This is a genomic window from Fischerella sp. JS2, assembly GCF_032393985.1.
In the GTDB taxonomy this organism is placed as follows: Bacteria; Cyanobacteriota; Cyanobacteriia; order Cyanobacteriales; family Nostocaceae; genus Fischerella.
Genome location: NZ_CP135918.1, coordinates 3841371 through 3862772 on the forward strand (window position 1 = coordinate 3841371; position 21402 = coordinate 3862772).

General features: G+C 40.8%; 13 protein-coding genes. 7 read left to right on the plus strand and 6 right to left on the minus strand.

The window, feature by feature from the left end:
• Positions 1-64 precede the first annotated feature (64 nt).
• Positions 65-958 (plus strand): ABC transporter ATP-binding protein, encoded by an 894-nt coding sequence (locus RS893_RS16275; RefSeq protein WP_315785183.1) that lies wholly within the window; start codon positions 65-67, stop codon positions 956-958.
• Positions 959-1104: 146 nt separating this feature from the next.
• On the opposite strand, the gene RS893_RS16280 is transcribed toward RS893_RS16275, so the two are convergent.
• The 3 genes from RS893_RS16280 to RS893_RS16290 all read right to left on the minus strand — a co-directional run bounded on the left by RS893_RS16280 (position 1105) and on the right by RS893_RS16290 (position 10345).
• Positions 1105-3990 (minus strand): DUF4912 domain-containing protein, encoded by a 2886-nt coding sequence (locus tag RS893_RS16280; protein WP_315785185.1) that lies wholly within the window; start codon positions 3988-3990, stop codon positions 1105-1107.
• 739 nt (positions 3991-4729) lie between these two features.
• Positions 4730-5839, minus strand: a complete 1110-nt coding sequence (locus RS893_RS16285) for a precorrin-8X methylmutase (RefSeq protein WP_315785188.1) — start codon at positions 5837-5839, stop codon at positions 4730-4732.
• Positions 5840-5842: 3 nt separating this feature from the next.
• Positions 5843-10345 carry a caspase family protein gene (locus tag RS893_RS16290; RefSeq protein WP_315785191.1) on the minus strand — a complete coding sequence of 1501 codons (4503 nt, stop codon included), beginning with the start codon at positions 10343-10345 and terminating at the stop codon, positions 5843-5845.
• A 272-nt stretch (positions 10346-10617) separates the two neighbouring features.
• On the opposite strand from RS893_RS16290, the gene RS893_RS16295 reads away from it, so the two are divergent.
• Positions 10618-11309, plus strand: a protein-coding gene (locus RS893_RS16295; protein ID WP_315784082.1) for an IS1 family transposase whose coding sequence is annotated in 2 segments (ribosomal slippage) — positions 10618-10942 and positions 10942-11309 — 693 coding nt in all. Because the reading frame shifts where the segments join, the coding sequence is not laid out codon by codon here.
• A gap of 325 nt (positions 11310-11634) precedes the next feature.
• Here RS893_RS16295 and RS893_RS16300 read toward each other — a convergent pair.
• Positions 11635-11994 carry a hypothetical protein gene (locus tag RS893_RS16300; RefSeq protein WP_315785193.1) on the minus strand — a complete coding sequence of 120 codons (360 nt, stop codon included), beginning with the start codon at positions 11992-11994 and terminating at the stop codon, positions 11635-11637.
• Positions 11995-12255: 261 nt separating this feature from the next.
• Here RS893_RS16300 and RS893_RS16305 point away from each other — a divergent pair, with 261 nt between their 5' ends.
• Complete coding sequence (locus RS893_RS16305) at positions 12256-12486, plus strand: hypothetical protein (RefSeq protein ID WP_315785196.1); 231 nt, start codon at positions 12256-12258, stop codon at positions 12484-12486.
• Between the two features lie 123 nt (positions 12487-12609).
• Here RS893_RS16305 and RS893_RS16310 read toward each other — a convergent pair whose 3' ends face one another.
• Entirely contained in the window at positions 12610-14619 is a 2010-nt protein-coding gene (locus RS893_RS16310) for a caspase family protein (protein WP_315785198.1), read from the minus strand.
• A 195-nt stretch (positions 14620-14814) separates the two neighbouring features.
• Here RS893_RS16310 and RS893_RS16315 point away from each other — a divergent pair, with 195 nt between their 5' ends.
• Together RS893_RS16315 and RS893_RS16320 are read left to right on the plus strand one after the other, a co-directional pair.
• Positions 14815-15741: an alpha/beta hydrolase gene (locus RS893_RS16315; protein ID WP_315785201.1), complete on the plus strand. Its 927-nt coding sequence runs from the start codon at positions 14815-14817 to the stop codon at positions 15739-15741.
• Positions 15742-16316: 575 nt separating this feature from the next.
• Positions 16317-17591 (plus strand): ATP-grasp domain-containing protein, encoded by a 1275-nt coding sequence (locus RS893_RS16320; protein ID WP_315785204.1) that lies wholly within the window; start codon positions 16317-16319, stop codon positions 17589-17591.
• Between the two features lie 154 nt (positions 17592-17745).
• On the opposite strand, the gene RS893_RS16325 is transcribed toward RS893_RS16320, so the two are convergent.
• Positions 17746-18567, minus strand: coding sequence for a carbonic anhydrase (locus RS893_RS16325; protein WP_315785207.1), 822 nt, complete (start codon positions 18565-18567; stop codon positions 17746-17748).
• Positions 18568-18903: 336 nt separating this feature from the next.
• On the opposite strand from RS893_RS16325, the gene RS893_RS16330 reads away from it, so the two are divergent.
• Complete coding sequence (locus tag RS893_RS16330) at positions 18904-19083, plus strand: DUF4278 domain-containing protein (protein ID WP_315785210.1); 180 nt, start codon at positions 18904-18906, stop codon at positions 19081-19083.
• A gap of 893 nt (positions 19084-19976) precedes the next feature.
• A complete protein-coding gene (locus RS893_RS16335; RefSeq protein ID WP_315785213.1) occupies positions 19977-21353 on the plus strand; it encodes a CmpA/NrtA family ABC transporter substrate-binding protein in 1377 nt (458 codons plus the stop codon).
• Positions 21354-21402: the final 49 nt, after the last annotated feature.

Here is a 21402-nt window from a genome sequence, read left to right on the forward strand (position 1 = left end):
ATAAAAATGAAAACCTTATTTTGATGGATTTTGTAGGCAGTGATTCTAGAGCTACTTATTAAATATGTTGTATATAGAAAAGCTCAATAAGTCTTTTAAAGATAGGAAAGTCCTTCAGGATTTAACACTATATGTTGCCCCTGGAGAAATTTATGGTTTACTGGGTGCAAATGGAGCAGGAAAAACTACTACAATCAATATTATTTGTAATTTGTTACAAGCGGATAGTGGTATAGTAAAAGTTAATCATCAGTTAGTTTCAGAAGCAACAAAAAAAATTATAGGTATTGCCCCACAAGAAAATTTATTATACAGAGGTCTTTCTTGTGAAGAAAATATCAAATTTTTTGCCAAAATCTATGGTTTAAACAGAACAGAAAGACACAAACAAGTTAAGGCAACTCTCAAGGCTGTAAAATTATTAGATAGAGCTAAAAGTCCGGTAGAAACCCTCAGTGGGGGAATGCAACGACGGTTAAATATAGCTGTAGCTTTGGTACATCAGCCAAAGTTAGTGATTTTAGATGAGCCAACTACAGGGTTAGATATTGAAGCTAGATATGAGATTTGGGAATTAATTAGACAATTAAAAAATCAAGGAATTACTATTTTATTAACTACTCATTTTTTAGATGAAGCAGAGCGTCTATGTAATAAAATTGGTATTTTAAAAAATGGTCAGATTTTAGCTGAAGGTAGCCTTGAGGAGTTACGTACTTGTATTCCAGCTAAAGAAATTTTAGTGGTGCAAACTCCAGAAGCAGAGAAAGCGATCGCACAAGCAATTGCATGTGGTTTCACACCCCGGCGTTATGGTAATGACTTAGCTTTTTGGCTACCGGAGCATTTAGAATTAAAGGATATTATTGCACGTTTTGATGGCATTCATCTTGATTCTATTTCACGACAGCCAATTAGATTAGAGCATATTTATCTCGAGTTAACACAAAAATGTTAGTTAGTGTTAGGTGTTGATTGTTGATTGTTGGTAGGGGCGCAAAGCTTTGCGCCCACATGAAACAAACACCAAACAACTAACTACTAACTACTAACTACTAATGTACAGACGCGAGGAACATCGCGTCTCTACTAACTACTAACTATTTATTCTTCGGGATCATCCTGCGAAAAGTGCATACGAATGGTTTTAGCATGTTGACCATCAGCATCTGTTGCAGTCATCACATAGTTAATTAAGCTATCTGTAAAGGGAATACGCAGGTGGAAAGTACCATCTGGTTTGAGTTTAATGTTATGACCAGCAACAGTAACACTTGAACCAGGTTCAGTCGCCCCATGAATAATTAACTCTGCATCAGCAATAAACCAGAAATCTTTTTCTGGACGACTGAAAACACGAACAATTTCTGAACGGGCAAGTAATAACCAGTTATTATCTGCTGTAGTATAACCAATCTCAGCCATGTAATTGCGATCGCTTACCGGAATTGCTACATAACGGTCTTCTGTTGTCTCTTCACATTCATACTGCTGCACAAGTACAGGAGTTTGATAACTCAGGTCAATGTCAGTGGTATCATACAGTCGCAGTGTGAACTGCGATCCACCTTGTTTTCGCAGTGCTTGTTTGGCAGCATCAGACACTTGCCAAGAAACATAAGCCCATTTAGGAGTACGTGGTGTGAGAACAATAATATTTTCTGACTCTACATCTTTTGGTTGGGCAGCTGCTGTGGTGACTGGGGTAGCTTCATCCCCAATATTAGTTTGTGGTGAGTCAGCACTTAAGTTTTGATTATTTCCAATTCCATAAATAGTAGCCCATGTACCAATTTCTGCGCCTGTCGATGGAGTTGCTTGTTCTGAGGAGTGGAAGTTAATTACAGAGGAATCTGCTGTTGGAGTAGCTTGGGCTACTTCCTCCGTTAAATTAACAGTAGGTTCGGCTGTATCTGCTACCACATTTAATGACTCTTCAGAGGTTTGTGGTTGTTCTGTGATCGTTTTTCCATCTGAGTCAACAGTATTATTTTGTTCTTTGGGTGTATCTTCCCAAACATCTGGCAGTGGAGGATATGCAGTATTTACGACTGTCGGTGGCGTTTCCGAATCCAAAGCTGCTTGATTTGTTTCTGGCTGCTGGGGAACAGTTGGTGTTTGTTCTGTGGATGTAATTTCGGTAATCTCAGGTAACTCTAAATCAGTTTCTTGGGGAACAGTTGGTGTTTGTTCTGTGGATGTAATTTCGGTAATCTCCGGCTGTGTTGCTAACGGTGTTTGCACTTGGGTTGCATCTTCCCAAACATCTGGTAGTGGAGAATATGAAATTTCCCCTCCTGCTGCAGGTGCTTGCACTTTGGTAACATCAATATTTGCTGGTGTCTGGTGATCTGTCACATCTGAGTGATGGGCAGATAATATTTGAGTATTGTCCTGTAATAATGTTGCTTGTGGATTAGATGCATGAAAATTATCCGACACTTGCGGATAGGGAGTATTAACAACTGTTACTGGTGCTTCTAAGTCTAATCGAGATCCATCAGCTGATGGTACTGACACAGAAGATGAATCATTCACATCTATCTGATTTTCAGCCGTGGTTTCTGAATTTTTCTCAGACCATTTTGATACTAATGTGCTTCCTGCAACCATTGCAGCACCACCTGCAATACTAGCAGCCATAGTAGGAGTCAAATGTTTGGCTGTATTTTGCTCAGATGGGACACTAGTTGCGTCTTGTGTCAGTTCACTAGGTGTTGTTTGCGTAGCAGAATTAACATTCGTTGTTGGCTGTGGTGTGCTTACATCTACAGAATAATCAGGTGGACTAGATTTAATTGTAACGTCTGTTACTTTTCTGACGACTGGTCGTTTTCTACGTAAAAACCACACTAAAAATCCGGCAATAGCTACAATTGATACCGTCAATATTGACCACAAAAGCAATTTGTTCTCTTGGGTTGCTTGCTCGTTTTGGGCAGGAGCCACTAACGTAGAACTATCAGCAGTAGTGAGATTATTTTCATCTGTTGTCGTTGGTGAGACACTCGCAGCAGATGTAATATCCGTATTGGGTGAAGTAGTAGCGTTGTCGGTTGTGGTTGCTGTTGGAGACTCAACTGTCATTGCAGCTGCGATCGCTTCTGCTTCTGTGGTTCTTGCTGCTTCTATAGCCTCCTGTCCTGGTGCATTTGTGACAAAGCCAAGAAAAGAAGCTACATTCAGACCAGGATTTTTCTTGTAGACATACACCAAAGGTTGGGAAAAAGGATACTTAGGATTGTCTGGTAGAGTTCGACTCACCCTCAGGACTCGCACACCTTTAAGTTTCGATACTTGATTCGCTAAAACATAGCCAATACCGTCTCTGCCTAACTGTTTGACAACTTCGACAGCGCTATCTTCATTTAGCTGAACCGCAGTTGCACCAGTTTCAAACTTGGCATTCTCAAAGGCTGGGTAGCTGCGAAAAGACTCGCGTATGTCGCTATTAGGCGGACGATCTATAACCCGAATCTTACCACTAGCTCTTCCTAGTTCTGACCAATCTGTAACTTCTCCTCGAAAAATTCTGGCAAATCCCCGGTTACTCAGGTTTCCTTGGAAGGGATTCTCTTCACTAACTATGATCGCAATCTTTTCTCGACGTAAGCGCAGTTGTTCTAAACCGCGTTTTTTTTCTTCAGGCGTTAAACCACGACCAATTGCTGCTATATCTATTAATCCTTCTTTCAAAGCTATCAACGCCACATCCGCACCATTAGCAGCAGCTTCTACTTTAGTGCCAGGAAACTTTTGCTCAAACCGTTCTTTCATGGTTTGATTAATCGTATACAAGCTACTCGAGCCATCAATCCGCACAGTAGTGCCGCTTTGCACTGTTTTGGGTAGCTTAAAAGACGGAACATCATTAGATTGTGCCAGTGCCAAGTCTGACACTACAACAGAAACCGCTACTGGGGTTGTTGCCAATGTTAGCAGTAACGCTAAGCTGACTATTGAGTTATCTTTTTTTTCTTTTTGATACATATGCCCTCTGATCAAGTAGTTAGAGGAAACTAGGTAGAGTAAACGGGAAATAAGCCTTTCTTAATCACTCTTTATTTGAGTAAAGGTGCTAATTTATAGTTCTGAGCGGACAATTGTATTCAATGCTTAAGGCTTTAAACGAATACCAGGATATCAAACAATCTCATGAATACTTGTTGACTGACTTTTGCAGATAATACCTGATTGTCAGGAGTTATTTGAGATATGATTTTCGGATAGTATTTTAGTTGAGATATTCTCCTTTAAAAATAAATTTTTCCTAGAATATTTTATTGTTGGCGTGATTAAACAGAATTTTTTGCTAAAAAGCATACTTTGTCAACTTCATGCCATTGGTGATGGTTTTTAAGAAGATACATTTGTATAACAATATGTTTAACAAAATTTTTGTATTGAAATTAACATATTAACTGTGTAGCCCAAGTTGTCAATCAGTCTGTAATAAATACTTACTGAAAAGGGGATTGGAGATTAAGGAACACGAATTAAATAAAATACACAACCTCACCCCCAGCCCCTCTCCTTACTAAGGAGAGGGGTGGCGTAGCTTGAATTTGGTAGCGTGCGTTATGGACGGAACACCACTGGATGGTGCGTTGTGCTTTGCGACAACACACCCTACAAATCTGGATTTGGCAGTAATTTAATTATTTGTGTGTACAATGTAACCCATAAACGGGAGGACACAAGAGGGGCTAATTCGACTTTTGCAACAAGTCTAATGACTGAGATAACAATGACAATCAGGTTTCTCAATTACTGACTCAACCAAGGCGTTTAGCGTAGTGGCTGCTAACAAACCACCTCCGATAGTTCCCTCAACCACAATCCAACCAACGTTGGTTTGCATAAGTTGCCGTTTTGCAGCAGGTGCATGGCTAAAGCCAATAGGCATACCAATAACTAATGCTGGTTGAATTTGCTGTTGTTTAATAGCTTGGCAGATAGACAGTAATACTGAAGGTGCATAGCCAACCACAAAAATGCAACCTTTTTTTACTTGCTGTAACTTTTCTCGCCATTTTTGCTGCTGCCAAAAAGCTTGTTCTGCCTCAATAGCAGTAGTCACGTGAGGATTGTCAATTAAGGTTTTGACATGACATCCCAAATGAACTAGTCGGGTTTGATCCAAAGCGGTTGCAACCGTAGGAATATCTGCAATAATCTCACAGCCTAGCTTGAGAGCATCACGACTTTTGGCGATCGCTTGCTGACTCAACTTGATAAACGAAGCTAAACTCACATCTCCACAAGCTAACACTAGTTGAGAAATCAGGTCTTGCTCAATCTCAGAACGAGACGATAAATCTGGTAACAAATGCTTTAATGATTCATGAAAATCTTCTGGGTGAGCATGAATTTGGGCATCTAAACCACTCCAGAGTTTCTCTAACTCCCCTAGTCCGACTTTTGTTTCTACTTCGATTAACTTAAGTTGGGCAAGGACTTCAGCTTGCATAATTTGACAATTGTGATCGCGTCCCAACAAACCCTCTAATGCAGATGCAGTTTGTCGCAGTTGAGAAATTTGCTGCATCACAGTTTGATATTGCTGTTGTAGTTGCAGCATCAAATTTGCATCGGGATTGTTTGGTGGTTCGACTTCGAGAATTTGGCGAATATGATTCAGTTGAAAACCTTGTTGCTTTAATGCCACAATCCGTTGCAATCGGATGACATCTGTATCTGTGTAGAGACGATAATTACTGTGCGATCGCATGGGTTGAGGTAATAGTCCTAACTGATGGTAATGTCGTACCATCCGGGGCGTAATTCCACCACCCACCGCTTCAGTTAGTTCTTTGATTGTCAAACCATTTGCTTTCATAGGTTAATTATCGCAAAGATGGCGATCACTTGGATGATTCTTCAGATAGCCATGTAGGCGATCACAAGCCTGATTCATCAACTGATCAAAAGATTCAATTTGCCAAACCTTTACAATGCCATCTCCTCCTGCGGTAGCTAGTAACTTATTATCCTGATTCAATGCAACATTGTTTACCGATGATTGCTCAGTATTCCATTCTGCTACATCCTCTTTTGTTTCTAAATTCCACAACTGTACAATGCTATTATTATTACCACTGACAATCATCTTGCCATCATGGCTGAATACCAATGACGTCACTTTTGATCCATATAGTTGAAATAATCCCCCAATCGGTTCACCCTGCAAATTCCACAACCGAATAGTATCATCATCTCCACCACTAGCCACCTGTCTGCCATTTGGGCTAAATACTGAGCTATTAACAGCCCCTAAATGACCGGAAAATTCATTTTGCTTATTACCCTGTAAATTCCAAACGCGGACAGTACTATTTTTCCCAGCACTCACAATTAATTTTCCATCCCCACTAAAACTGACGCTGTTAACTCCTTCTTGCTGTGCTTGCCAAACCAAAAGCTGTTGTTGAGAATCACGCAGATTTTGCACATTCCATAGGCGGATAGTATCGTCATCTCCTGCACTAACCAACTTTTGACCATCTGGACTAAAGTTGACACTGTTGATTAAACCTTTATGCCCTTTCAATTCTGCCAACAACTGACCCTGTAAATTCCAGAAGCGAATCACACCATCTTGACCAGCAGATGCCCATTGCTGACCATTAGGACTAAAACTAACGCTACTAAACAAGCCTTGATTTGCTTTTGCTGCTATTAAATGCTGACCTTGTAATTTCCAAAGAAAAGTACCATTATATCCGGCACTAACAATGTAGCGACTATCAGGGCTAAAACTGACGCTATTAATTAGCTGTTGATGATCTGTTGATTGTGCAAATTGTTGACCCTGCAAATTCCATATGCGGACAGTACCGTCATCGCCTGCACTTGTTAGTAACTTACCATCCTTGCTCAAACTGACGCTTCTAACCGGACCTTGATGCCCTTCCAATTTCTCCAACTGCTGACCCTGTAAATTCCATAAACGGACAGTGCCATCACCTGCGGCGCTAGCCACTCGCTGACCATCTGGGCTAAATCCCACACACCAAATTCTGCCTTGATGCCCTTTTAATTCTACTAATTGCTTACCCTGTAAGTTCCACAAACGAACAATATTGTCCTCTCCTCCGGTTGCCAGTAACTGACCATTGGGGCTAAACATGATAGTGCTGATCTCGCCTTGATGTCCTGCAAATAGATTCAACTGTTTACCCTGTAAGTTCCATAAACGCACAGTACCGTCATCACCAGTGCTAGCTAGTTGGTTGCCATCTGGGCTGAATACCACACTCCAAACATCTTTTTTATGCCCTCGAAAGGGTTGACCAATTGGGTTGCCCTGCAAGTCCCACAAGCGTACAGTACCATCCTCCCCTGCGGTAGCCAAAAGTTGATTATTTGAGCTAAAACTGAGGTTTCTAACGATGCCTTGATGCGTATTCCATGAGGCTTGATTTTGACCTTGCAAATTCCACAAGCTGACAGTGCCATCCTCTGCTACGGTAGCTAAAAGCTGACTATCCGGGCTGAAATTAAGGTTTTTGACTGTGCGTTGATTTGTATTCCAAGAGGCTTTGTTTTCACCCTGCAAATCCCACAAGCGGACAGTATTGTCTTCTCCAGCACTAGCTATGAACTTACCATCTGGGCTAAAACGACTTCTGAGCGTGCCTTGATGTCCTTCAAAGCGATCGCTTTCTTTAACTGTGTAAACCGCCCTTTGCAGCGTTCCTCTCACTTGCTCCCGTAGCTGAGATTTTGGGGGGAATAACCACAAAAGTGGTTGTTTGAGGGAATTTCCTGCTTGTAATGCCTCAATCATCCCATCTAACGCTTGCTTCTCCAACTTGATTTCTGCGTTTTCTCTAAAAGTACTAGTTTGACCTATCTGTGCATTTCTCTGATTCATCAAAGCTACGGTAGTCAACCCGATTAAACCTAAGATTATACCAATTGCTAGGCCCCAACGCAGATGCATGTTCCTTTGCTTTTGCCTAACGCTTTGTTGTACAAATTCAGCTTCTAATTGGTTGAACCAGTTATCGGGAGAGTTGAGTTTCTCATGCAATACTTCTAGATAGGGATTTGCATTCCAAAGAAACTGTTGCGGTTGATCACGCGATCGCTCTTGATTATTTGATGTTTGTCGCTGCGATCGCACAAATTTCGCATTGATTTTATTAAACAAGTTTTCGGTAAAGTAGAAACTGCGATCAACTAAATCTAAAACAGGTTCTACCTTGGTAAGCAAGTCTGCTGACTGTTTGTTGTGTTGAGTATTTTTCCACTCTTGTGCTGCTGGGGTCAGTTGTCGTTGCAAAATTAAATTGTCCTCTGCATCCTGCCACATCCTCAGCTTTTGCCATCCTCGCACTAAAGCATCATGAGCAGGTTCAACATAGGGTTTTCCTTCTGGATCTTGTCCTTCTACAAGTAGGCGTGCATCTGTAAAGCGCCTTATTACCTCCTTCACCCTAGCGTTTTCTGGTTCTGGGTACTCCAATTCTGATAATGGCACTTGTCTGCGCGTCGGCTCACTCCCGCCCACTGCTACCATCCGTAGCATCACATGGCGGATAGTCTGCTTGTAGGCTCGATCCTGTTTAACTAACTCCTCATATTCACTGTCAGCTCTTTGGCTGAGGCTTACATCTACTCCACCTAGTTCTTGATAATCTGTCTGTGTGATAGCTCTGTCAATAGTTTCACCCCGTTGTTGAGCAATTCTCTGCCGTTTGAGATATTTAAGATAAAGTTCACTCAGTGTAAAAGATAACAGAGGCAGCGCACCGGGCATATTCGCCACTTCATCAATCAGGCGATCAACCAAAGGATAATTAGGATCATCCGATTTAAAATACATCACTTTGGCAGATGCAGGCTCTTCTATTGCTTGGCGCAACTCTGTCCGTGTCATTGGTGTTACAATAAATCGAGCCACTGTCCAATATTGTTTTAATGCGGTATCTCTAAATTGAGATTCAAAATCCAAGCGTAGCGTCAGTACTAACCGCAATTGTTGAGAATAGTTTTTTACTGCTTCTGTCAAGAAATTAAGAAATAATTCCCGCTCTTGTTCATCTTTGCAGAGGGTGATCAATTCTTCAAACTGATCAATTACAAGTAACAATTTGGACTGAGGATTTAATTCCATCCAAATCGCCAAATGGGCGAAAAGAATTTCTACTTTATCAAGTGTAGGCAAACTGGTAATTGAAGATATCAAAGATTTTTCTGGGGTTAATATATTATTTAAAGCTCGTAATGGAGACTCACCCGGACGCACTGGCGCTAGAATATGCCACTGTTGATGAGTTGTCTCTAACTTTTTGATGTAAGCAATTAATCCTGCCTTCACCAAGCTAGATTTCCCCGTACCAGAAGCCCCTAAAACTACGGTCAACGGTTGCTGATAAATGTGTGTAAATAACTGTTCGGTTAACGCTTGTCTACCAAAAAACAAGTTACTGTGTTCTTCGTTAAAAGATTCTAAGCCGCGATAGGGATTTTGAGATTCATCTAGAGGTGGTGCGGGTGGTAAGTTAAGTGGATGTCCTGGTGCAAGAAATATATACTCGCCTTTGTCGTGTTTTTTCAAAGGCCAAATACCAGGGGTTTGGCGTCGGCGATTTTCTTCGGTTGCCCCTTCAACTGCATCTCGTAAATATAAGTATAATTCCGTAGCAGTAATTACCCCATCTCCTTGAGGTTTTCCCTGTGTTGCTGGAGGATATATATCTGCTCTACCTTCTAGCGCTTCTAATAAAGCCGCAGCAAAGGGTGAATGGTCGCCAATTTGACCACGCTCTGTATTCAAATTAAAAGCATCTAAGGCTTTTTGGTCATAAGCAGCACTAGTTACTATCTGCCAAGCTGGGTCAGTAATAAAACGGTCATAACGTTCTTTATGAATAACTTCTGGTGCAGCTAATAAATCTCTGGTACTCGACCAGCGAAATGCACCAGCAAAGCAGCAATCGAGAATCCCCAAGAAATGACGACAGGGTAAATCACTCAAGCACTCCTGCAAATGGGTCATTGCTAAATAGGTTTTAGTGTCTCCCAGTTTGGCATCTTGGGGAATTAAATAACCTTGTGGCCCATCATCACCATTGAGGGCGACTCCATGTCCGGCAAAATAAAATAACAAGCGGTCATCTGGTTGAATTTGTTGTGGTAGAGTTTTTTCTAAAAAATTTTTCAGCGTTTTAAGGGTAGCGACTTCATCTAAGCATACCCATACGTGATAACCATGCTTTGTCCGCAGAATTTCTATAAGTTTTTTGGCATCGTTAACCGCATTTTGCAGGGATGAAATACCGTTGCCGTAGTTGTTAATCCCAATAACAAACGCCATATTACGCGAGAACTCAGACATGGCATCCTGGCTCCTTTGTTGTATACACAAAGTGTTCTGCAAGTCAAGTTCAATCTATTTTTACAAGTCTACTCAATTTTATAAATGGGTAAAACTACATGCAATTTATGCAGTTTTATGAAAGGAATTAATAGCGATCGCTCTCGGCTGCTACTAACAAAAAGCTTTTTTAATTGTGATAAGAAAGTGTAAATCATTAATATATGAGTGATCGCACAATTTCTGAAGTATGGGCGTTGCATAATAGCGGTATGAATTGAGGTCAATTAATCATGGAATGTCCACGCTGTGGATCTTGTCATAACCGTAAGAATGGAAAGAAAAGAGGTAAACAGAATCACATTTGCTGTGATTGTGGTCGTCAATTCATTGATGTCTATAAACCACCCAGGGGCTACTCGGATGAAATCAAACAAGAATGCCTAAAAATGTACGTCAATGGTATGGGATTTCGTGGAATTGAAAGGGTGAAAAACGTTCATCATACTACCATTATTCATTGGGTTAAACGAGTGGGTACACAATTGGCGGATACACCAAATTCAAAGGAAATTCCGCAGGTGGGAGAACTAGATGAATTAGAAACATTTATTGGTTCAAAAAAAATAAAATCTGGTTGTGGACGGCGGTAAATCACTTTACTCAAGGTATTCTTGCTTGGGTTTTAGGTGATCGTAGTTCGACTACTTTCCAACAGTTATGGAACATTGTCCAGTGTTGGCAGAGTTATTTTTACGTCACAGATGGATACCCTGTTTACCCTTGTTTTGTTCCTGATGGTGACCAAATTGTGAGTAAGACCTACATGACACGAGTCGAAAATGAAAACACAAGGCTTAGACATTATTTGGCTCGTCTTCATCGTAAAACTTTATGTTATTCCAAAACCGAGGAAATGCTGAGATACTCTGTTCGATTGTTATTGCACTACCTCAAATATCGTTCTGTTCCCTTACCTGCCTAAAACATACCTTTATTCAGCAACGCCGAAGTATGGATATAATGCGCGATCGCACCGCACCTTTGTCAACCTGAGTAATTCGTCGTTATAGTGTTAGGCCAAATACAGGATTTCACAAATTCGTAACAAATTAAGTTCATAAAGACTCTGCGCCCCCACCGAAGCTTTGAGCCTCGCTATCGCGAGGATCTTACGCTAACGGAGGAAACCTCCGCACCCTTCGGGAAACCGCGCAAAGCGCGTCTACAAACTTCTCTCTGCGTTGACTCCGCGTCCCTGGTGCGTTTAAAAAAGCTGCAAATTAATGCAAAACTGTACTAGCACCTACTTAATTTGGCAAAACCACGCTTTTACTTACAGTGCGTTTGCGATCGCTTTTGCGAGTACCTCCAGCCATCTGATACTCATGGCTATCACTACCAAATCTATAAGCAATACCACGCAAAATTTTCTCAGAATAATCTGCCAAATCTTTTTCATTTTCGATGATCTGGGTTAATAAGACATCAATAGTAGAAAGGGTGCTATTGTATGCTTCTAGAGATTGTCTGAGATTTTCAATTTTTTCAGTATAATCTTTGACTGTTAATCCTTCTCCGACATCAAGAGTCGGACTGATAGATTTAATGCTGGCTAGACGTACTTCAGCTTTGCCAAGAGTACGTGATCTGCGTTTTTGTCTCGCCATAATTAATACTTATTTTTCTAGTCACTGATAACTCTATAATGGACAATTATTAAAAAAATTGTCATACGTGAAATTGTTGATTTTTATAAAAAAGCCCAGTATACGCATATCTAGGTGCTGTTTAGAATCTAGGAGACTGTTGTTTTCGGATCAACGCAGATATAAGGATATGCGATCGCAGGAATATCTGTTACACCCCATAACACAAGTCTGTTTTTCCTCAAGGCGGAAATTGCTACAGGCTGCGCGAAACACGCAAACGTGAAGGCAAAAGTTGCCACAGGCTGCGCGAAACACGCAAACGTGAAGGCAAAAGTTGCTGCAAAGAAGACCGAAGTTGTTACAAGCTGCGCGAAACACGCAAACGTGAAGGCAAAAGTTACTGCAAGGAAAGCGGAAATTGCTACAGGGAATGTAAAAAAAGATCACCTGTTTTCAGAAGTGCATTGTTTGACTTTTGCAAGCGATCGCCCCGAATATTTCCCGAAATAGCGATCGCAGTAGCAGCAACACATCTTGTAGAGACGCAATTCATCGCGTCTTTACCGCAATTCATCGCGTCTTTACAAGATGGTTTGTCACATTATTTTTTCAAATTGGTATTATGCACCAAACTCAATGTGGGCGCACAGTTGTAATCACAATTTGACTGGCAATCCAATCATCATAAAGTTCTTCTTCTGGCATAGCTACAAGGTTGCGAGATAAAACTCTGTTCATTAAACGGTTAAGCGTTCCTTGACCTCGGCGTGCTTGTTTCACTAAGCGAGAAGGCAAATCCAGTTCTTCTTGTTCAAGTAAAGTAGCATCAAATTCGGCGGTGCTGATCATGAGTTTAAGAATGTCTTTCATTTGTGTCATTCCCTGTCTCCACAGCTTTTCTGGTAGCGTGGCATAGATTTCTTTACCGCCTAATGCCCAGGCTTCTTGTTTTGGTTGTAACCAAACGCCTCCACCATCAAATAAAGCTGCACTGACTGCATAACGTTCTGTTAAATCCAATAGGGCGCAGTACAAAGGTTCTTGACTAGTATTTTTGAGCTTGACTTTAAAAGTGGGACTTTTCCATTTGCCATTTTCTTGTCGGTACTCAAGCCGAATTTGAGTATCTTGCAGTTCTTGTCCTTCTTGATAAATTAGCATTTGCACCGCATCCGGTCGAATGCGACTGGTAGCAGGACTAGAGAGTTCAACAATATTTGTCCAACGGGTAATATGTTCTAGGCGTTGAATTACTTGCAAGGCTGTAGCATCTGTGTAACCTGGGATAGAAGCAACTAAAGGACGGTCATCGGCTGGGCGGGTAATTAAATATTGACCATCACGGGCAAGTAACTTAAATTCAGCAGTTTTTGGTGTAGCCACTTCACGAATATACAAAGAAGGCTGGTTTCCTGAACTTGCACTCAGCAATTTAGACCGAACAAGTTCTAACCCTGCTGCTTCTCCTGACATTAACACACCTTTGGGCGGTAGGGGTAAACTGGTGACTACTGCCTTAAAAGTTATTTCTGGCACTAAGTTGTCAATACCGCTAATCTTAACTTTACTGAGTTGCGGCATGATTTCTAATACTTGAGCTTCGCCTATGGCTGCTGACAATTGCCGTAGTTGTGCATTAGGTGTGTCAAAAGCAAACAATGCTAACAAGGTTGTCTCATTTCCAGCAGGTTGAGGAATCCCATGTACAGCACCACCATCAATTACCCAATCGTGCTGTGGATGATAATACACAGTTAAGTAGGGATTGTGTTGAGCGATCGCTCCTCCTAAAAATGGTTGGTCTAATTCACTGAAAATAGTGGCTTCTATTTGCGGAGATTGCTCTGTCACTTTACTACGAACTAGGGCATGAGTGCGTTTAAATAAGTCTCGATAAGTCAAACTGCCATTGGCTTTCTTTAATGTATCCAGCAAAAAGTAAGAAAATACACCCCGACTTTGCCCATCTCCGTTGTACTCTTTGGCTAACTCACTATCTAGACACGCTGCTAAGAAAATATGTTTTCCTCTGGGAAAATTCCAGCCAGTTGGACTTGCTTCTAAACTGCGAGAAGCACACAGTTGACTAGCTTCTGCTAGGGAAAAAATAAAGCTGTTTAAAGGTCGCTTGCGCCTATCGATGGGGGCTTGACGAACTGCTGTTTCTGCTTCTATATCACCACGAGTTCCAGAACTAGAGTGGCAACAGTCCATAATCATGGCAATATGGGGATTTTTTACGGCTACTTCTGCAATTAGTTTTGCTAATTCTTTATCAGCCAAATCCCAATTCCCTGGACTACGGCTGTCGTAACACACTAAAGTTTCATTTAGCCTGTCTGGTTCCAAACTCCAAAACTCTTCGGGGGCTTCCTCTTGACTACCATGTCCTGCAAAGTAAAAAAATGCCACATCTTCACTATTAGCTTGGCATAGATGCTGACGGAAACCATCAATAATTGCCTGACGGGTGGCATTTTGATTTAATATTGCACGTAAATGTAGCTGATATCCATCTTCACTTACACGCTTTTGCAAATACTCTTTGACAGCCATGATGTCATTAACACAGCCCTTAAGTGGAGGGACAGGACTGATATACTCGTCAATGCCAATTAGTAAGGCGTAGATATTACGAGTCATGGTATTAAACTATTAAAAATAGATGCTACGATACTCAACTACAAAAAAAATCGCTAGTTTCCAAATTTAATTGTAAAAAATGATTACTTCTTCTTTTTGTGTAGTTGCATCACTGCAAGATAGTTTTCCGAGGCAGTAGACTGGAGCTGGAAGCAGAAAATTTGCAAAGGTAAATCAATGCTCTGGCTGATACTTATGATACCCCTGTTGGGGATTTTGATAGCAGTTGCGATCGCTTGTTCTTTTTACACCGACCGAGCAATTCGACAAGCGGAAGCTGATTTTCCTCCCCAAGGAAAATATGTGAAAGTGGCTGGAGTGAGATTACACTATATTTGCAAAGGTTCTGAACAAGCGGTGATTTTATTGCATGGTAATCCTGGTTCTGTGCTAGATTATCCTCCTGAAATTATTGATCGCATCGCTCAAGAATATTGTGTTTATGCTTTTGATCTGCCTGGACATGGTTACAGTGACCGTCCAGCTATAGCCACACCACTTGTACAAGCTCAATTACTGCGTAGCGCCTTGCAAAAAATTGGGGTTGAGAAACCAATATTGGTTGGATACTCTTGGAGTAGTGCGATCGCTCTTGCCTATGCACTACGTTATCCTGACGAAGTTGCAGGCATTGTTCTCCTTTGTGCTATAGCCTATAAAGTTGATCAGGCACTTTTGCCATTAGCAAAATTTGCACAGTCCTCATTATTGGAATTTCTGCTCAAACTTGTTCCACCTAATTTAGTAGGCTATATGCTTTTTGCACACTTAAAGAAAGGATTTTTACCAAAGTCCCCAAATTTGGATTATTTAAAAGCAGCACAGGCATTGTGGACAAGACCGATTCAAATTCAAGCTGCCTTGGAAGACAGTCAAAACCTGCAATTAGCGTTAGATGAAATGAAAAAACGCTACAGTGAAATTGAAGTCCCTGTTGTTATTGTTGTAGGTGACAGTGATAATTTTGTCTCTGCTAAAGATAATTCTTACCGATTGCGCGATCGCCTTTCTCACTCCCAATTAATTATTTTACCCGACACAGGCCATGCCATTCCCCAAACCCAGCCGCAAGCAGTCGTCAACGCTATAAATATTATTGGCAAACAGATTGACAAAGAATAACAAAAACCTTAACTAATACGGTTTGATAAAGGGGAAAGGGCAAGGGATAGAAAAGACCTGTTGCAAAAGTAACCTTTGCAAGAGTAGAGAAAAGGATTTCTTAATTCCTTTAACCCTTCCCCCTTAACCTTTCCCCTGACTAATGCTACAAAGTCTAAAAACACCTTTAGGATTCAGGCGATTTCGTAGGTGAATAATATCAAGTTTGCCTGATTACTTACAATTTCCTTTTACCTCACCTCGCCTTCGGCACTAAAGCAGCAAGCCCCGATCGACGAGGCACTAGCGCTGACAATTTCCTTTTACCTCACCCCACCTTCGGCACTAAAGCAGCAAGCCCCGATCGACGAGGCACTAGCGCTGACAATTTCCTTTTACCTCACCCCACCTTCGGCACCCCTCTCCTTGGCAAGGAGAGGGGATGGGGGTGAGGTTTTTCATTCTAAGTGATTAACTGAACTTGATACAATACCAAGCATAATTTCCTTTCTACTTGCAGATGGAGGAATCAAATTTCTGTAACTAATACCATGTTTCTCAGGTAAATGCATGAGTGGGTTTTGAAAACATTATTTATGAACGCAACATACGACTTTCGTTACTTTCAAGGGAGTTCTTTTTCCGATTTATTTGCTCAAGACACCACAGATGCACGTTATGCATTTATCCTAAATTATCCTGCAACTGCCAGTTGGGCGGCCTACCCCAATACAAAAAAATACTTTCTTCAAGACGGTAGTAGTGAAGCCACCAAAACCTCCTTTGACAAGATTTCCCAAAAAGAACCTTGGAAAAATTTGGCTGTGTTAGGCGAAAAAATTCCAGGAATTGTGATTATTCCGCCGCATAAGTTGCTGATTAACTACTGGCGGGAGCATTTTGGCTTTAGCTACTCCAACATGGAGATCATACACTATTCGACTTATCTAGATGAACTCAGTCAGAGCGATCGCTTTGACAAAATCATCACTCTGTTTCCCTTTGATCACCTTAAACCCACAAAACACGCCATCGATCCGGATACTCATTACCATTTGCTCAGCAAAGTGACGCTAGCCGAACTTGGGGTGCAGTGTCCACAATACAAAAGCTACAATTTACACACTGTCAGTCTCAAAGACATTCAGCTACCAGAGCAATTCCCCTACTTAATCAAAACATCTCACGGTCTATCAGGAGAAGGTACTTATATTATCAAAAACATTAGCGATTTGAACTACTGCTTTGAAGAGATAAGGAAATATCTCGATATTAAGTTGCTCTCTAAGATTATTGTCTCCGAGTTTGTCAAGAATGCCGTACAAAATTACTGCGTCCAGTTCTATATCAAGAAAGCAGGAGATATAACGCTGATCGGCACTACAAGACAACTTGTGACCCGCAAAGGTGACTATTTAGGGGGACTAATTGACTATCGCCAAACTGACATGAGCCAATTCTTTGAAATGATAGCCACTATTGGTCGGTATGCTCACCAGCATGAATATTTTGGCGTGATTGGTTTCGATGTATTAGAAGACAAAGACGGACAACTTTATGCGATCGATGCCAATTTCCGAGTCAACGGCTCGACTCCGTTGTGCTTGCAGCGCCATACCCTACTAAAACTGGGAAAGGAGGTAGCTAAATATTCTACTGACTACCGCATGGATGGGACGTTAGACTCAATTTTAGTAACTCTCAAAGCAGAACTGGATCGTAAAGACTTTATTATCCTGTCAGCTTTGGAGAAGGTCAAATACGGGAAAATCTACACTGAAATGTCCGCGATTGTGACTGGAGAGACAATTGAGCAAATGCAGCAGATCGAACAAAACCTACAGCATAAAGGATTGCACGGCAGTCCATAGCAAGCTAATAGGTAATAGATAATTGGTAATGGAAATAAACCAGCAATCACAAATTACCAAATCTACCTGTATGCAATTTGTCGTCATCAAGGTTGGCTCTCGCATTCTGACTGGTTAATACTTGCGATCGCCTTCCCGTAAAAATCCTATGCTCTCAATTGACCTGCGTCGATCCTCGATAAATTCGCTCCATCTGTTCGGGAGAGAGTTGTGTCATGGGAAACCGCTCATGTGCAGAGATAGTGATTTTGTGAGGAGTTTCAATCTCCTCTTGCTGGCTTTGGTCAGAATGGATTGCTATCTTGCTAGTTGGAAACTGGGGTTGAAGTGTTTCATTAGTTTCTAATTCTAGAAGCTGGTTTTGGGGCAAGACATAGGCGTGTTTGTCGGGGTCGTATGCTAGAACTTCTCCCTTCTCAATGTGATAAATCCAAGCATAAATTTTGAGTTGTCCTTGGTAGAGTTTCGAGTGAATTACTGGATACGTCCGCAAATTCTCTATTTGAGTGAGGACATTTTCGGCAATAATGATTTCTAGCAGTTCTTCTCCTTGGTAATGACTGTAGTGGTCTAGAACCAGCCTTCGGGTTGCTTCTGCATATTTGAGCCAATCATGCACAAGCGGCATTTCCTCTCGCAAACTGTTTAACTTCATTAGCCCTTTCATTGCACCGCAGTGAGAGTGACCGCAGATAATAATTTGCTGAATATCTAAGGCTTGAACAGCATATTCAATTGTCGCACCCTCACCGCCGTTAGTTGCTCCAAATGGTGGAATAATGTTGCCTGCATTGCGGATGACAAACAATTCACCCAACTGAGCTTGTGTAATCAAATTTGGGTCGACACGCGAATCGGAACAGGTAATAAACAACACTCTAGGCTTTTGACCATGAGAAAGTTGCTCAAACAGTTCTTGATGTGCTGAAAAGTAGCTAGCTTTAAATTCACGCAGACCTTTAATTAATTTCTTCATTACCAAATTCCACAGATACTTGTGGGCTTAACGTGCTGATTCTTGGGATTTTACTTCTTCTTAATAGTAGGTGTTAATTGAGAATAATTCCTCTACCATAGGTTGATACAGGGCTATTACCCCGACGATGTAGCCAACTCTTCCTTAACCTTAAGCGCAAGCGAGGAGGGTGCGCGTAGCGCGGGTGGGGTTCTTCTGTACCTCACTCAGATGAAACTTGCTGTAACATCACAAGTTAAGTCAGTAAAATCCTTAACTTTTCTGTATCGACTATTATTTCTCCACAACCTATAAGTAGGAATGTAAGCTTTATACATTCCCTCACAGGATAGCATTATGCAATTAATTTATCGGGCTGCTAATTATGAATACAATCCTTATAATACCTACAAAACTGAAGGAAATAGAATTGGCATCTACAGAGGTGTCAAGACAAACTTTCGCTTGCACACAGTTGTAAGACTGCACCAATCTCCACGACTTTTGAAGTATCGTGGTATTACTTACGTCAGCTAAGGGTAAGGCTTGTTCTCCAGCCAAGACTTATTTGATCACGCCATAGCGATCGCATAACTTTATCAATGCGATCGCTATTGAGTTTAGAGTTAAGTTGCCTCTGTTTTCAAAATCCTTAACTTCTCTACCTCGACATAAAGTATCTGCAATTGTGCAATCTCCAGAAATTAATTATACGTTACCCAAAATCCTGCGTTCTCTGTGCCTCTGCGGTTTACACTATTTTAGTCTTGACACGCTACTACAACGGACAGGTTGTTATAGTATTACCTAATTCATAGAAAAAATCTCTCATTACTATAGATTTTTCAGAAACTATTTAAATTCAACAACTTTCAGAATCGCTAAGGTTAAATATGCAAATTATATGCGCGATCGCTAATTAAATTTATATCTCTTAATATATACAATCCACAAATCTATATAATTGGCTCAAAAGCGGGCATTTTGTTCATTATTTCTCTCTGAAGCGGATTTTACCCAAAATTTAATTAAGCATAGATGCTCATTTATAGATACCATAATTTTTTAAATATTCAAGACACCTCAAACTATGGTTTGAGTATATATATAAACTTTTCCTTATCTAATTAATCCAATATTTTTTTAATAAAAATGATTTAGAAATGAACCATTGTGGCTAGAAAAGCTGTAAGCTATATTTCTAACAGGCTTAATGATTGTTTAATGATTGTTTCAATAAGATACACAAAGCTGTACTTGCAAAAGCAAAGTTTTTATAAGGGATTTTCGTCGCCTTTCTTTGAATGATATGGGCTGATGTAAATTGCCATGCATAGTTTTAAACAGGTTTTTCTTATACAAGAAACATCCAATGTTTCCTGTGCCTAGTTTTCATGCGTAAAAAATAAAATTCACTAAAAGGAGATATTATGTCTGAGTTTTTTCATCAAATCTCTCGTCGCAAGTTTATAGTTACAGCTACTGCTTCTGCAAGTGCTGTATTTCTCAAAGGTTGTTTGGGTAATCCACCAGAATCAGGAGGTAACGCTCAAAGCCAGTCAGCAGCACAGCCAGTTGCCAATATTAGCCCAGAACAAGCACCAGAAACAAAGGCAGTCAAACTCGGATATATCCCCATCGTCGAATCTGCACCTTTAATTATTGCTAAAGAAAAAGGTTTTTTTGCTAAATATGGCATGACTGACGTTGAACTTTCCAAACAAGCTTCTTGGGGTTCAGCCAGGGATAACGTTGAAATTGGATCTGCTGCTGGCGGAATAGATGGTGGTCAATGGCAAATGCCTATGCCACATTTAATTACTGAAGGGGTAATTACCAAGGGTAATCAAAAGCTTCCCATGTATTTATTATGTCAGTTAATTACGCATGGGAATGGAATTGCGATCGCTTCCAAATGGCAAGGACAAGGTATTGATCTCAAACTAGCCCGAGCAAAAGGAATTGTTAGTCAACTCAAATCAAAAGGTTCTCGCTTTAAAGCAGCACATACCTTTCCCCACGTTAACCAAGATTTTTGGATTCGCTATTGGTTAGGTGCAGGTGGTATTGATCCTGATCAAGACATTGATTTGCTACCAGTACCATCAGCCCAAACTGTTGCCAACATGAAAACAGGGACGATGGATGCTTTCAGTACTGGTGATCCTTGGCCCTATCGGATTGTCAAAGACAAAATAGGCTACATGGCAGCTTTAACCGCAGATATTTGGAAAAACCATCCAGAAGAATATTTAGCCATCAGGGCAGATTGGGTTGATAAAAATCCAAAGGCAACCAAAGCAATTTTAAAAGGTATTATGGAAGCCCAGCAATGGTGCGACAACTTCGACAATCGTCAAGAAATGACTAAAATATTGGCACGACGAGAATATTTTAATGTGCCAGAAGAAGTTCTTCTCGAGCCATTTATGGGTAAATATAATATGGGCGATGGTCGCATAGTTGATGATAAATCAATGGCTGCTTTGTATTGGAAAGATGAAAAAGGTAGTGTTTCCTATCCTTATAAAAGCCATGATTTGTGGTTTATTACCGAAAGCGTTCGTTGGGGTTTCTTGCCTAAAGATTACATTGCTAATAATGCTGCTAAAGCCAGGGCATTAATTGATAAAGTCAATCGCGAAGATATTTGGAAAGAAGCTGCTAAAGAAGCAGGAATTCCTGCGGCTGACATTCCCACAAATACATCTCGTGGCGTAGAAGAGTTTTTTGATGGCATTAAGTTTGATCCAGACAAACCAGAAGAGTATTTGAAGAGTCTCAAAGTTAAAAAAGTCAGTGTTTAGTGATTGGTTAGTAGTTAGTATTTATTAGATCAAGTTAACCACTAACTAC